Source organism: Anaeromyxobacter dehalogenans 2CP-C, assembly GCF_000013385.1.
Lineage (GTDB): Bacteria > Myxococcota > Myxococcia > Myxococcales > Anaeromyxobacteraceae > Anaeromyxobacter > Anaeromyxobacter dehalogenans_B.
Window position 1 is genome coordinate 973,904 of the sequence record NC_007760.1, and the last position, 12,928, is coordinate 986,831.

Consider the following 12,928-nt stretch of genomic DNA (forward strand, 5'->3'; position numbering starts at 1 on the left):
GACGCCCGCGGGGCACGCTAGATTCGCGCGACCCATGGAACCCGTCGTGGAGATCCGCGGGGTCCGCAAGCAGTTCGGCGGGCTGACCGCGCTGGAGCGCGTGGACCTCGAGATCCGCGCCGGCGAGATCTTCGCCCTGCTGGGCCCGAACGGCGCCGGCAAGACCACGCTCATCTCGATCATCGCCGGGCTGCTCCGGGCCACCGAGGGCGAGGTGCGGGTGCTGGGCAAGGACGTGGTGCGGGACTACCGCCACACGCGCCGCGCCATCGGCCTCGTCCCCCAGGAGATCAACTTCGACCCGTTCTTCACGGTCGAGGAGACGCTCCGCATCCAGGCCGGCTACTTCGGCGTGGCGCTCGCCGAGGAGCGGCTGGTGGAGATCCTCCGCGCGCTCGACCTGCTCGGGAAGCGCACCGTGAACAGCCGCGCGCTCTCCGGCGGAATGAAGCGGCGCCTCCTCATCGGCAAGGCGCTGGTGCACGACCCGAAGGTCCTGTTCCTCGACGAGCCCACCGCCGGCGTGGACGTCGAGCTGCGCCGCTCGCTCTGGGAGTACGTGCGCACGCTGCGCGCCCGCGGGACCACGGTGGTCCTCACCACGCACTACCTCGAGGAGGCCGAGGAGCTGGCCGACCGGGTGGGCGTGATCGACCGCGGCCGGCTGCTGGCGCTGGAGGGCAAGGACGAGCTGCTCCGCCGGCACGGCGCGAAGACGCTCCGGCTGGTGCTGGACGTGCCGCGGGCGGTGGTCCCGCCGTCGCTGGCGGCGCTGGGCGGCAAGCTGGAGGAGGGCGGCGCGGCGGTGGCGGTGGAGGTGCCGGCCGGCGAGGGCTTCGGCCCGGTGCTGCGCGCGGCGGCGGCGGCGGGGCTGGGGGTGAAGGACGTGGAGACCCGGCGCACCACGCTCGAGGACGTGTTCGTCCGGCTGCTGGCGGGCGGGCAGGCGCGGGGGGGCCGATGATCTCGCTCGGGCTTCGGACGCTGTTCGTGAAGGAGGTGCGCCGGTTCCTGCGCGTGCCGGGGCAGACCCTGCTCTCGCCGCTCGTGACCACGACGCTCTACTTCGTGGTGTTCGGCTACTCGCTGGGCGCCCGCCTCGCCGACGTGGAGGGCGTGCCGTACGCGCGCTTCATCGTGCCGGGCCTGGTCACGCTGGGCGTGGTCACGAACGCCTACCTCAACAGCGCCTCCTCGCTCTTCGTGATGAAGCTGCAGGGCACCATGGTGGACCTGCTCGTCTCGCCGCTCTCCTACGGCGAGGTGCTGGCGGGCTTCATGGGCGCGGCGGTGCTGCGCGGCATCCTGGTGGGCGGGGTGATGTGGGTGGTGGCGGGCGCGTTCGGCGGGTTCGAGCTCGCCCACCCGCTCGCGGCGGTGGCGCTGCTGGTGCTGGTGGCGGTGGTGTTCGCGGCGCTGGGCGTGGTCACGGCGATCTGGGCCAGCACGTTCGAGCAGGTGAACTTCTTCCCGACGTTCTTCATCACGCCGCTCACGTTCCTGGGCGGCGTCTTCTACTCGATCGAGATGCTCCCGCCGGCGCTCCGCCGGCTGACGGCGCTGAACCCGATCTTCTACATGGTGGACGGGGTGCGGTTCGGGATGCTCGGGATCTCCGACGCCGCGCCGTGGGTGGGGGCGGCGATGCTGCTGGTGCTGGCGGCCATCTCGGTGGGGGCCGCGTACGCGCTGCTCCGGTCCGGCTACAAGCTGAGGGGCTGAGCGGGCGGGCCCCCGCCCCTGCCACCTAGGGTGGACGCCCCATCCGGAGCTTTTCGGGATCGAATTCGGCCCGGCTTGGGTTTATGCTACGGCGCCCTCAGACCGGGGGAACGCGAAATCTCGATTCACGGAGGTCACTTCACATGCGTCGTCTGTCGGTCGTCCTGCTCACCGCGCTGGCCGTGGCGGGATGCAAGAAGCAGCAGCCCCCGCCCCCGCAGCAGCCCGCCGCTGCCCAGCAGCCCGGCGCGCCCGCGGCGGCGCCCGTGGCGGGCAAGGTCCTCGAGCGCCTCGACGCGCCTCCGTACGTCTACCTCAAGCTGCAGACCGCCAGCGGCGAGGCCTGGGCCGCCGTCCCGCAGTCGGACGTGAAGGTCGGCGCCGAGGTCTCCATCGTCGGCGCGATGCCGATGAACGGCTTCGAGTCGAAGACGCTGCAGCGCAAGTTCGACGTGGTCTACTTCGGCACGCTCGGCGGCGGCGAGGCCGCGGCCGCGCCCGCCGGCATGCCGGGCATGGGCGGCGCGGCGCCGGCCGGCATGCCTCCGGCGATGGGCGGCGGCATGGGCGGCGGCCAGCCGGACATGGCGGCGCAGCACGCGGCCGCCGCGGCGGGCCCGGCCGAGGTCGGGGACGTGAAGGTCCCGAAGGCCAGCGGCGCCGACGCGCGCACGGTCGCCGAGGTGCACGCGCAGAAGGTCTCGCTCAAGGAGAAGCCCGTCACCATCCGCGGCAAGGTGGTGAAGTACAACGAGGGCATCATGGGCAAGAACTGGCTGCACCTGCGCGACGGCTCGGGCACGGCCGGCAAGGACAACGACCTCACCGTCACGACCACCGACCGGACCTCGGTCGGCGAGGTGGTGACCGTGAAGGGCACCGTCCGCGTGGACAAGGACTTCGGCGCCGGGTACGCGTACCCGGTGATCGTCGAGGACGCCAAGGTCGCGAAGTAGTCGGCCTCTCGGCCTCGAAGCGCTCGCGGGCGCGGTCCTCCGGGGCCGCGCCCGTCGTCGTTCTCGACGTCTTGGCCGCGCTCGCCCTGAGCTTGTCGAAGGGCGGGCGTTCTCGAACCCGCTCACGCTGAGCCTGTCGAAGCGTGAGCGGGCGCCTGCGGTCACTCGAAGCCGGGGGGCCGTGGGCGCGGGTCCTCGTGGGCGCTCCCGCCCTCGCCCGCTCGCGCGACGTGGAGATGGAATGCTCGGCGCGGGACATCGATCGGTGGACGCACGCGGATCGCCTTCGACGTGGTGGGGCGCGGCTCGCAAACTCGGCCGCGCGTATCGCTTCGCGACGCGCGGCCTCAGACATGCTCGCCGCGCACGCCGGCTGGATACGCGCGCGGGAGGGCGACCGTCGCGGGCTGCGCCTGCGCCGACAGTCGCGCGAAGCACGAGAGAGACCCGCTGGAGGGCGGTCCGCGGATCGGACGCGCAGGATTCGCCTCGCGGCCCGTTCCACAAACGGGCGCGCTCGTCTAGATTCCGCCGGTCTTGAGCAGCGACGCCGACAGCCGCGCCCCCGGGCTCCGGGAGGTGGAGGACGAGGTCCGGGATCTCGCCCGCGCGGCCGAGGTGGACGCGCCGGCGGATCCGGCGGCGCGCCGGCGCTGCGCGGAGCGGCTGGACGCGCTGCGGGACCGGTGGCGCGAGGCGCCGGCGCTGTTCGGGCCGGACACGGTGGAGCGGCTGCGCGCGGTGGCGATCGCGCTGGCCCGCGCCCCGGCGGCCGCGCCGCCCGCGCCCGGGGCGGCGCGCGCGCTGCTGCAGGAGGTGTTCGGCCACGCCGCGTTCCGCCCGGGCCAGCAGGAGATCGTGGACGCGGTGGTGGCCGGGCGCGACTGCATCGGCGTCATGCCCACCGGCGCCGGCAAGTCGCTCACGTACCAGATCCCGGCGCGGCTGCTGGGCGGGACCACGCTCGTCGTCTCGCCGCTCATCGCGCTCATGAAGGACCAGGTGGACGCGATGGCGCGGGTGGGCCTGCGCGCCGCGTTCCTCAACTCGACGCTCTCGCCGGAGGAGCGGCGCGAGCGGGTCCGGGCGCTCCGGCGCGGCGACCTGGAGCTGCTGTACGCCGCGCCCGAGGGGCTGGAGGCGTCGGTCGGGGACGCGCTGGAGGGCACCGCGCTCTCGCTCATCGCGGTGGACGAGGCGCACTGCATCAGCCACTGGGGTCACGACTTCCGCCCCGCCTACCGCAACCTGGCCGGTCTGAAGGCCCGCTTCCGCGCGCCGGTGCTGGCGCTCACCGCCACCGCCACGCGCGAGGTGGTGCGCGACATCGCCGGCCAGCTCGGCATGGCCGATCCGCTGGTGATCCGCGGCTCGTTCCTGCGCCGCAACCTGCGCATCTCGGCGGTGAAGAAGGGCGAGGGCGTGCGCACCCGCGACGCGCTGCTGCGCCTGGTGCGCGCGCGCCGCGGGCAGAGCGGGATCGTGTACGCGCTCTCGCGGCGCTCGGTGGAGGAGACCGCCGAGCTGCTCCGCGACCACGGCGTGCGCGCCGGCGCGTACCACGCCGGCCTCGACCCGGACGTGCGCGCGCGGGTGCAGGACGAGTTCCAGTCCGGCGCGCTCGAGGTGGTGGTGGCCACCGTGGCGTTCGGCATGGGGATCGACAAGCCGGACATCCGCTTCGTCATCCACCGGGACCTGCCGCGCTCGGTCGAGGCCTACTACCAGGAGATCGGCCGCGCCGGCCGCGACGGCGCGCAGAGCGACTGCGTGCTCTTCTACTCGTGGGCCGACGTGATGAGCTGGGACCGGCTCCTCGACGACGCCGAGCCGGAGGTCGCCGAGGTGCAGCGGCGCATGGCGCGCTCCATGTTCCGGCTGGCCGACGAGGAGGGCTGCCGGCACGAGCGGCTGGTGGGCTGGTTCGGGGAGCGCATCGACCCCTGCGGCGACGCCTGCGACCGGTGCACCGGCGAGGACGTGCTCGCCTCGGCGCCGGCGGTGCCGCGCGGCGCCCGGGAGCGGCGCGGCGGCGAGCGCGGGCGCCGCGACGGCGGGGGACGCGGGCGGGCGCGCGCCGAGCCGGTCGAGGCCGCCGAGGCGGACGTGGAGCTGTTCGAGGCGCTCCGCGCCTGGCGGGCGGCGGAGGCGAAGGAGCGCGGCGTCCCCGCCTACGTGGTGTTCTCCGACGCGACGCTGGCGGAGATCGCGCTCCAGCGCCCGGCCGGCGAGGACGCGCTCCTCGACGTGAAGGGCGTGGGGCCGCGCAAGCTGGAGGAGTTCGGCGCCGCGCTGCTCGCGCTGGTGCGCGCCCACCGCTCATAGGAGCCGGGAGGCGTCGAGCTCCATCTCCAGCCGGAAGCGGGCGGTCACGTCGGCCGCGAACGTGGGCGTGGGCGCGTCGTAGGTGAGCTCCGCGCGGACGCGCAGCACGCCGCCGTCCAGGTAACGCGCCAGGTCCACCCCGGGCGCGCCCTGCACCTGCACGGCGGTGGGGGCGGCGCCGGAGGGCCGCTGGTAGCTGGCCACCGTCACCGGCGCGCCGCCGGCCGGCGGGTACACCGACAGCACCACCGAGGCGAGGCCGCGCAGGTCGGTGCCGGAGCCCGCCGCGAGGGCGAGGTCCACCTCGTCCAGCCACAGCTCGGCGTCCACCGACGGATCCGAGAGGGCGTCCACCTCGGCCCCCAGGTCGTAGCGGAGGTCGGTGGAGAGGCAGCCCGGGCCGCAGTCGCCCACGCCGCCGCCGGCGTACGCGGGGAAGCGCTGCGCGGGCAGGGTGAGCCGGATCTCGGGCACCTCCAGCGTGGCGGTGGCGAGCGGGCCGCAGCCGGCGAGGAGCAGCATCAGGGCGGGGAGGGCGCGGAGGCGGGCGGGGCGCATGAGCGGTCCTAGAAGAAGTACTGGAGCCCGAGCTTCACCGACGGGATGAAGGCGGTGATGCGGGGATCGCGGTAGGTGACCTGCGTCCCGCCGGGATCGCCGGTGACGGCCGTGCCGGACGCCTGGGCGCGGACCCAGGCCACCCCGCCGCGGAGCGAGAACGCCAGCCCGCGCTGGGACCCGAGCTCGAGCCCGAGGTGCGCCGCGGCCCAGGCGTAGCCGACCTTCTTCAGGAGCGGCCTCACCCCGTCCGGCACGCCGTCGTTCACGTACCGTGAGACGTCCCCGTCGAAGAACCGCCCGCCCTCGACCGTGAGCGCGGGCGACGCCGCCCAGTGCCACGGGACCAGCGCGAGCCCGCCGTGGACGCCCAGGGCGGCGACGTTCCAGGCCGGGCCGGCGAACGCGCGCAGCGCCGGCACCGGGCGCCAGGCGAGCGCGAGCGTGAGGCCCTCCGGCGCGCCCGCGTCGAGCGACACGCCGAGCCAGCGCGTCCGGGCCGTGGCGGGCCGGGCCGGTGCCGCCGCCACCGCGAGCCTCGGCGGCGGCGGGAGCGGCACGTCGTCCAGGGCCGCGGCCGCGGGCCTGGCCAGCGCGCGCGGCGGGGGCGGGGGGGCCTCGCCGGAGGCGCGCGCGGCGGGGGCCGCGGCGACGGCGAGCGCGAGGAGCAGGGGACGGGAGCGCAGGGCGGCCATGGCGTGCGGCAGGATAGCCTCCGGCACCGGGGCCACGGAACGTGGGTCGGCCTCGCACCCCGGCGCGCCGCGCGAGCACGGGGCTGGCGTCCGGCGCCGGTCTCGGCCATGACTGCCCTCGCCATGGCGCTCCCCTCCACGCTCCACCAGCTCGACCTCCAGCTCGCGCACGTCGATCGCGGCGTCGATCGCGCGCTCTCGCTCCGGATCGCGCGCCATCCGTCGGAGACGATGGAGCGGGTCTGGCTGCGCGCGCTGGCGCTCGCCTGGCAGTGGGAGGAGGGCATCGCGTTCGGGCCCGGGCTGTGCGAGCCGGACGCCGCCGACGTGCTGGCGCAGCGGCCCGACGGGCGCGCCTCGCTGCTGGTGCGCGTGGGCCGGCCGGCGCCGGAGCGGGTGGCGCGCGACGTGGCCCAGAACGCCGGCGCGCGCGTGGCGGTCCTGTTCGAGGGGCCGCGCAGGATGGAGGCCTTCCTCCAGGAGGCGCGGGAGCTGCGGCTCGACCGCCTGGCGCGGGCGGAGCTGGCCGCGCTGGATCCTGACCTGCTCGGGGCACTCGCGGCGCACGAGGACCGTCGCCTGAAGGCGGCGCTCACCATCGTGTCGGACCACCTCTACCTCGACGTCGCCGGGGGCTCGGTGGACGGGCCCCTGCACCGCGGCACGTACCAGGAACCCTAGTCTCTACGGCCGGATACCTCGTCGGGGCTTTTCCTGGCCCGATAGGCATGCATCCGCGGCCCCGCCCGTTAGATCAATCGGGACCGTTTCGGTCCATGATGGCTCTCACGGTTGCGCGCACGTGGCGCGCAGGCCGCGAGCGCCCGCTCCGGCCCGCGGAGGCCGACCGATGATCAGGCTGTCGAAGCTCACCGACTACGCGATCGTGATCCTCGCGAACCTCGCGAGGGCGGGGGAGGGCACCCTCACCGCCCAGGACCTGGCCGACCGGTCCAAGGTCCCGCTCCCGACGGTCTCCAAGCTCTGCAAGGAGCTGTCGAAGGCGGGCCTCGTGCTCTCGCACCGCGGGCGGCACGGCGGGTACGGGCTCGCCCGGTCGGCCGACGCGATCTCCATCGCGGAGATCGTGGAGGCGCTGGAGGGCCCCATCGCGCTCACCTCGTGCGTGGAGCCCGGCGCCCAGCCCGACGCGTGCGGCCTCGAGGCGACCTGCCCGGCCAAGGCGAGCTGGGACCCCGTGTCCCGCGCCATCCAGGGCGCGCTGCGAGGGCTGCCGCTCTCGTCCATCGTCCTGCAGCACTCGAACGATCCGAAGGACCCCGACGCCGTGGACGTCGTCACCCTGGGAGCCCACGTCTCATGAGCACCGCGGAGCAGCTGAAGGAGCTGACCGAGCAGAAGTACCGGTACGGCTTCGTCACCGACATCGAGGAGGACAAGGTCCCGAAGGGCCTGTCCGAGGACGTCATCCGGCTCATCTCGGCGAAGAAGGGCGAGCCGAGGTTCATGCTCGAGTGGCGCCTGGAGGCATACCGCCGCTGGCTCGCCATGGAGGAGCCGACCTGGGCGAACGTCCACTACCCGAAGATCGACTACCAGGAGATCGTCTACTACTCCGCGCCCAAGCAGAAGAAGGCGCTGGGCTCGATGGACGAGGTCGATCCCGAGCTGAAGCGCGCGTTCGCGAAGCTGGGCATCCCGCTCGAGGAGCAGATGCGCCTCGCCGGCGTGGCGGTGGACGCGGTCTTCGACTCGGTCTCGGTCGCCACCACCTACAAGAAGAAGCTCGCCGACCTCGGCATCGTGTTCTGCTCCTTCTCCGAGGCGGTCCGGGAGCACCCCGAGCTGGTGGAGAAGTACCTCGGCTCGGTGGTCCCCGCGACCGACAACTACTTCGCGGCGCTGAACAGCGCGGTGTTCTCCGACGGCTCGTTCGTCTACGTGCCGAAGGGCGTCCGCTGCCCGATGGAGCTGTCCACCTACTTCCGCATCAACGCCAAGGACACCGGCCAGTTCGAGCGCACGCTCATCGTCGCCGACGAGGGCGCGTACGTGTCGTACCTGGAAGGCTGCACCGCGCCGATGCGCGACGAGAACCAGCTCCACGCGGCGGTGGTCGAGCTGGTCGCGCTCGACGGCGCGCACGTGAAGTACTCGACCGTGCAGAACTGGTACCCCGGCGACGCCGAGGGGCGCGGCGGCATCTACAACTTCGTCACCAAGCGCGGCAAGGCCATGCGCAAGGCGAAGATCAGCTGGACGCAGGTGGAGACCGGCTCGGCCATCACCTGGAAGTACCCGTCGTGCATCCTGCAGGGCGACGAGTCGGTGGGCGAGTTCTACTCGGTCGCGCTCACGAACCACCGCCAGCAGGCGGACACCGGCACCAAGATGATCCACATCGGGCGGGACACCCGCTCGACCATCATCTCGAAGGGCATCAGCGCCGGGCGCGGCCAGAACACCTACCGCGGCCTGGTGAAGATGATGAAGGGCGCCACCGGCGCGCGGAACTACTCGCAGTGCGACTCGCTGCTCATCGGCGACCGCTGCGGGGCCCACACGTTCCCGTACATCGAGGTGCGCAACCCGACCGCCAAGGTCGAGCACGAGGCCACCACCTCGAAGATCAGCGACGACCAGCTCTTCTACTGCCGGCAGCGCGGCATCTCCGACGAGGACGCGGTCTCGATGATCGTGAACGGCTTCGCGAAGCAGGTGCTGAAGGAGCTGCCCATGGAGTTCGCCGTGGAAGCTCAGAAGCTCCTGGGCATGTCGCTGGAAGGGAGCGTCGGCTAGGCCATGGCCGTGAAGGACGACATCATGCTGAGCATCCAGGGGCTGCGCGCGAAGGTCGCCGACCGCGAGATCCTGAAGGGCGTGGACCTCGAGATCCGCGCGGGCGAGGTCCACGCGATCATGGGGCCGAACGGCTCGGGCAAGTCCACGCTGGCGGGCGTGCTGGCCGGCCGCGAGGCGTACGAGGTCACCGGCGGCACCGCCACCTACCTCGGGCAGGACCTGCTCGCGCTCGCGCCCGAGGCGCGCGCCGCGGCGGGCGTGTTCCTCGGCTTCCAGTACCCGGTGGAGATCCCCGGGGTCGGCAACCTGTACTTCCTGCGCACCGCGCTGAACGCGATCCGGCGCGCGCGCGGCGAGGACGAGCTCGACGCGATGGACTTCCTCGCGCTCGCCCGCGAGAAGATGAAGCTGGTGGACCTCGACCCGGCGTTCGGCAGCCGCTCGGTGAACGAGGGCTTCTCCGGCGGCGAGAAGAAGCGCAACGAGATCTTCCAGATGGCGGTGCTGGAGCCGCGCCTCGCCATCCTCGACGAGATCGACTCGGGCCTCGACATCGACGCGCTGCGGGTGGTCTCGCGCGGCGTGAACGCGCTGCGCCGGGCCGACCGCGCCGTGCTGCTCGTCACGCACTACAAGCGCCTGCTCGAGCACGTCTCGCCGGACCGCATCCACGTGATGGCCGGCGGCCGGATCGTGCGCTCCGGCGGCCCGGAGCTGGCGGACGAGCTGGAGCGCACCGGGTACGCCTGGGTGGACGGCGCGCGGCCGGAGGTGGAGCGCGCCGCCGGCGCGGGGGCGCTGTCGTGACCCCGGCGGAGCAGAGCCTCGCGGCCGCGTTCCGCGGCGGCGCCGGCGAGCCGGCCTGGCTGGCCGAGGCGCGCGCCGGGGCGCTCGCGGCCTTCCGCGCGGCGGGCCTGCCCACCACGCGCCACGAGGACTGGCGCTTCACCAGCCTGGCCGCGCTCTCGACGCTGTCGCTCGCGCCGGCGCCCGCGGACGGCGAGGGCCCCGCGCGCGCGCTGCTCGCCAGCCGCCCCGCGCCCGAGGGCGCGCGGCTGGTGTTCGAGAACGGGCGCTTCCGCCGCGAGCTCTCCACCGGCGCGCCGCTCCCGGCCGGCGCGGTGCTGGGGAGCCTCGCCGACGCGCTCCGCCACGCGCCGGAGGCGGTGCGGCCGCACCTGGGCCGCCTGGCGCGCGTGGACGGCCTCGCGTTCACCGCGCTGAACGGCGCGCTGCTCGAGGACGGCGCGTTCCTGCTCCTGCCGCCGGGCGCCCGGGTGGACGCGCCCATCGAGCTCGTGTTCGCGACCGGCGCGGCCGGGCGCGCGGTGGCGGTGCACCCGCGGGTCCTGGTGGTGGCCGGCGAGGGCGCCCGGGCCACGCTCGCCGAGGTGCACCTCGGCACCGGCGACACCTACCTCGCGAACTCGGTGACGGAGCTGGTGCTGGGCGAGGGCGCCGAGATCGAGCACCTGCGGCTGCAGGACGAGGGCGCGCGCGCGTTCCACGTGAGCGCGCTGTTCGCCGAGCAGGCGGCCCGCTCGCGCCTCGCCGCGCACGGCCTCGCGCTGGGCGGGCAGCTCGCGCGGAGCGAGGTGCGGGCGCGGCTCGCCGGCGAGGGCGCGGAGCTGGCGGTGTCGGGGCTCTACATGGCCGACGGCGCGCGCACCACCGACGCGTTCACCTGGGTGGAGCACGCGGTCCCGCGCTGCACCACCACCGAGACGTACAAGGGCATCCTCGACGGCCGGGCGCGCGGCGTGTTCGCCGGGCGGATCGTCGTGCAGCCCGGCGCGCAGAAGACCAGCGCCCGGCAGATGAACTCGAACCTGCTCCTCTCCGACGACGCGATCGTGGACACGAAGCCCCAGCTCGAGATCTTCGCGGACGACGTGAAGTGCGGCCACGGCGGCACCGTGGGCCAGCTCGACGAGGCGGCGCTGTTCTACCTGCGCTCGCGCGGGGTGGAGGAGGCCGAGGCGCGCAGCCTGCTCATCTGGGCGTTCGCGGCGGAGATGGTGGACCTGGTGCGGCCGGCCGGCCTGCACGCGCGGGCGCGGGAGCTCGTGGCGGCGCGGCTGCCGGCGGGGCGGAAGGTGCTGGAGGCGGCGGCATGACCACGGCGGAGGCACAGGCGGCCGGCGGGCGGGCGGCGCGGCCGGAGGCGCGCGAGGGCGCGCGCGGCGCGTTCGACGTCGAGCGGGTGCGGGCCGAGTTCCCCATCCTGGCGCGGCCGGTGCGGGGCAAGCCGCTCGCGTACCTGGACAGCGCCGCGACCGCGCAGAAGCCGCGGGCGGTGATCGACGCGATGCGCCGGTACTACGAGGAGGACAACGCGAACGTGCACCGCGGCGTGCACCTGCTCTCCGAGCGCGCCACGCGCCTCTACGACGGGGCGCGCGTGAAGGTGGCGCGGTTCCTCGGGGCCGCCGATCCGCACGAGGTGGTCTTCGTGCGCGGCACCACCGAGGCGGTGAACCTGGTGGCGCAGACGTTCGGGCGCCAGCGGGTGGGGCCCGGGGACGAGATCCTCGTCACCGAGCTCGAGCACCACTCGAACATCGTGCCGTGGCAGCTCCTCTGCCAGGAGAAGGGCGCCACGCTGCGCGCCGCGCCGGTGACCGACGCCGGCGACCTCGACGTGGAGGCGCTCGACCGGCTGATCGGGCCGCGGACGCGCCTGGTGGCGGTGGCGCACGTCTCGAACGCGCTCGGCACGGTGAACCCGGTGGCCGAGATCGTGGCGCGCGCGCACGCGAAGGGCGTGCCGGTGCTGGTGGACGGCGCGCAGGCGGTGCCGCACCTCGCGGTGGACCTGCCCGCGCTCGGCGCCGACTTCTACGCGTTCAGCGGCCACAAGCTGTACGGCCCGACCGGCATCGGCGTGCTGTGGGGGCGCAAGGCGCTCCTCGACGAGCTGCCGCCGTGGCAGGGCGGCGGCGACATGATCCTCTCGGTCTCCTTCGAGAAGACCACCTTCAACGCGGTCCCGCACCGCTTCGAGGCGGGCACGCCGCACATCGCCGGCGCGGTGGGGCTCGCGGCGGCCATCGACTGGCTCTCGGCGGTCGGCCTGGAGGCCGCCGCGGCGCACGAGGACGCGCTCCTCGGGTACGCCCTCGACGCGCTCCGCGAGGTCCCCGGGCTCCGCCTGATCGGCACGCCGCGGCGGCGGGCCGGCGTCATCTCGTTCCTCCCCGGCGACGTCCACCCGCACGACGCCGGCACCATCCTCGACCGCCACGGCGTGGCGGTCCGCGCCGGGCACCACTGCGCCCAGCCGCTCATGCGGCGCATGGGCGTGGCCGCCACCGTGCGCGCCTCGTTCGCGGCGTACAGCACGCGGGCCGACGTGGACGCGCTCGTCCGCGGCCTGCACGCGGTCCGGGAGGTGTTCGCGTGACCGCGCCCCGCCGCCTCGCCCAGGGAGTCGCCTCGTGTCGGAGCTGAGCGATCTGTACCAGGAGGTGGTCCTCGACCACGGCAAGCGGCCGCGGAACTTCGGCCCGCTGCCCGGCGAGACCCACCACGCCGAGGGGCTGAACCCGCTCTGCGGCGATCACTTCGTGGTCCACGCGCGGGTGGACGGCGGCCGGCTGGCGGAGGTGCGCTTCGAGGGGAGCGGCTGCGCGATCTCCAAGGCCTCCGCGTCGGTGATGACCGGCGTCGTGAAGGGCAAGACCGCCGAGGAGGTGGACCGGATCTTCGAGCGCTTCCACCGGCTGGTGACCGAGGGGCCGGCGCAGGACGACGAGGAGGCGCTGGGCAAGCTGGCCGTGTTCGGCGGGGTGCACGAGTACCCCACGCGCGTGAAGTGCGCGAGCCTGGCCTGGCACGCGCTGCGCCAGGCGCTGCGCGGCGAGGCCGCGCCGGTCAGCACCGAGTAGCGAGCACCACCCGAGGGAGCGC

Annotated in this window: 13 protein-coding genes; 11 read left to right on the top strand and 2 right to left on the bottom strand. The window is 74.4% G+C overall.

The window, feature by feature from the left end; genetic code table 11:
* Positions 1 to 34 precede the first annotated feature (34 nt).
* The 4 genes from ADEH_RS04275 (at position 35) to ADEH_RS04290 (ending at position 5,003) form a co-directional block, all read left to right on the top strand.
* The gene (locus ADEH_RS04275) at positions 35 to 964 is read left to right on the top strand and encodes an ABC transporter ATP-binding protein (RefSeq protein ID WP_011419893.1); all 930 of its coding nucleotides are present in this window, start codon (positions 35 to 37) and stop codon (positions 962 to 964) included.
* A complete protein-coding gene (locus ADEH_RS04280) occupies positions 961 to 1,722 on the top strand; it encodes an ABC transporter permease (RefSeq protein WP_011419894.1) in 762 nt (253 codons plus the stop codon). Before ADEH_RS04275 ends, ADEH_RS04280 begins: the two co-directional genes overlap by 4 nt.
* Before the next feature lie 143 nt (positions 1,723 to 1,865).
* Positions 1,866 to 2,678 carry a hypothetical protein gene (locus ADEH_RS04285; protein WP_011419895.1) on the top strand — a complete coding sequence of 271 codons (813 nt, stop codon included), beginning with the start codon at positions 1,866 to 1,868 and terminating at the stop codon, positions 2,676 to 2,678.
* 537 nt (positions 2,679 to 3,215) lie between these two features.
* Positions 3,216 to 5,003: a RecQ family ATP-dependent DNA helicase gene (locus tag ADEH_RS04290; RefSeq protein WP_041453314.1), complete on the top strand. Its 1,788-nt coding sequence runs from the start codon at positions 3,216 to 3,218 to the stop codon at positions 5,001 to 5,003.
* On the opposite strand, the gene ADEH_RS04295 is transcribed toward ADEH_RS04290, so the two are convergent.
* Positions 4,998 to 5,561, bottom strand: coding sequence for a hypothetical protein (locus tag ADEH_RS04295; RefSeq protein WP_011419897.1), 564 nt, complete (start codon positions 5,559 to 5,561; stop codon positions 4,998 to 5,000). The two genes, ADEH_RS04290 and ADEH_RS04295, sit on opposite strands and share 6 nt — an antisense overlap.
* An 8-nt stretch (positions 5,562 to 5,569) precedes the next feature.
* Positions 5,570 to 6,256, bottom strand: coding sequence for a hypothetical protein (locus ADEH_RS04300; RefSeq protein WP_011419898.1), 687 nt, complete (start codon positions 6,254 to 6,256; stop codon positions 5,570 to 5,572).
* Positions 6,257 to 6,364: 108 nt separating this feature from the next.
* Between ADEH_RS04300 and ADEH_RS04305 the strand changes: the two genes are divergently transcribed.
* The 7 genes from ADEH_RS04305 (at position 6,365) to sufU (ending at position 12,906) form a co-directional block, all read left to right on the top strand.
* Entirely contained in the window at positions 6,365 to 6,937 is a 573-nt protein-coding gene (locus ADEH_RS04305) for a YaeQ family protein (RefSeq protein ID WP_232287423.1), read from the top strand.
* Between the two features lie 169 nt (positions 6,938 to 7,106).
* Positions 7,107 to 7,580 carry an SUF system Fe-S cluster assembly regulator gene (locus ADEH_RS04310; RefSeq protein ID WP_011419900.1) on the top strand — a complete coding sequence of 158 codons (474 nt, stop codon included), beginning with the start codon at positions 7,107 to 7,109 and terminating at the stop codon, positions 7,578 to 7,580.
* Positions 7,577 to 9,016 (top strand): Fe-S cluster assembly protein SufB, encoded by a 1,440-nt coding sequence (gene sufB / locus ADEH_RS04315; protein WP_011419901.1) that lies wholly within the window; start codon positions 7,577 to 7,579, stop codon positions 9,014 to 9,016. The genes ADEH_RS04310 and sufB overlap by 4 nt, the downstream gene beginning before the upstream one ends.
* Positions 9,017 to 9,019: 3 nt before the next feature.
* On the top strand, positions 9,020 to 9,826 hold the full coding sequence (gene sufC / locus ADEH_RS04320; protein WP_011419902.1) for a Fe-S cluster assembly ATPase SufC: 807 nt from the start codon (positions 9,020 to 9,022) through the stop codon (positions 9,824 to 9,826).
* The gene (gene sufD / locus ADEH_RS04325) at positions 9,823 to 11,136 is read left to right on the top strand and encodes a Fe-S cluster assembly protein SufD (RefSeq protein ID WP_011419903.1); all 1,314 of its coding nucleotides are present in this window, start codon (positions 9,823 to 9,825) and stop codon (positions 11,134 to 11,136) included. The genes sufC and sufD overlap by 4 nt, the downstream gene beginning before the upstream one ends.
* Positions 11,133 to 12,422, top strand: a complete 1,290-nt coding sequence (locus ADEH_RS04330; RefSeq protein ID WP_011419904.1) for a cysteine desulfurase — start codon at positions 11,133 to 11,135, stop codon at positions 12,420 to 12,422. Before sufD ends, ADEH_RS04330 begins: the two co-directional genes overlap by 4 nt.
* A 34-nt stretch (positions 12,423 to 12,456) precedes the next feature.
* The gene (gene sufU / locus ADEH_RS04335) at positions 12,457 to 12,906 is read left to right on the top strand and encodes a Fe-S cluster assembly sulfur transfer protein SufU (RefSeq protein WP_011419905.1); all 450 of its coding nucleotides are present in this window, start codon (positions 12,457 to 12,459) and stop codon (positions 12,904 to 12,906) included.
* Positions 12,907 to 12,928 lie beyond the last annotated feature (22 nt).

Coding starts and splice junctions, on each gene's coding strand:
- ADEH_RS04300 (WP_011419898.1), bottom strand. CDS start 6,256: ATGGCCGCCCTGCGCTCCCGTCCCCTGCTCCTCGCGCTCGCCGTCGCC.
- ADEH_RS04285 (WP_011419895.1), top strand. CDS start 1,866: ATGCGTCGTCTGTCGGTCGTCCTGCTCACCGCGCTGGCCGTGGCGGGA.
- ADEH_RS04295 (WP_011419897.1), bottom strand. CDS start 5,561: ATGCGCCCCGCCCGCCTCCGCGCCCTCCCCGCCCTGATGCTGCTCCTC.
- ADEH_RS04275 (WP_011419893.1), top strand. CDS start 35: ATGGAACCCGTCGTGGAGATCCGCGGGGTCCGCAAGCAGTTCGGCGGG.
- ADEH_RS04310 (WP_011419900.1), top strand. CDS start 7,107: ATGATCAGGCTGTCGAAGCTCACCGACTACGCGATCGTGATCCTCGCG.
- ADEH_RS04305 (WP_232287423.1), top strand. CDS start 6,365: ATGACTGCCCTCGCCATGGCGCTCCCCTCCACGCTCCACCAGCTCGAC.
- sufB (WP_011419901.1), top strand. CDS start 7,577: ATGAGCACCGCGGAGCAGCTGAAGGAGCTGACCGAGCAGAAGTACCGG.
- ADEH_RS04330 (WP_011419904.1), top strand. CDS start 11,133: ATGACCACGGCGGAGGCACAGGCGGCCGGCGGGCGGGCGGCGCGGCCG.
- ADEH_RS04280 (WP_011419894.1), top strand. CDS start 961: ATGATCTCGCTCGGGCTTCGGACGCTGTTCGTGAAGGAGGTGCGCCGG.
- sufC (WP_011419902.1), top strand. CDS start 9,020: ATGGCCGTGAAGGACGACATCATGCTGAGCATCCAGGGGCTGCGCGCG.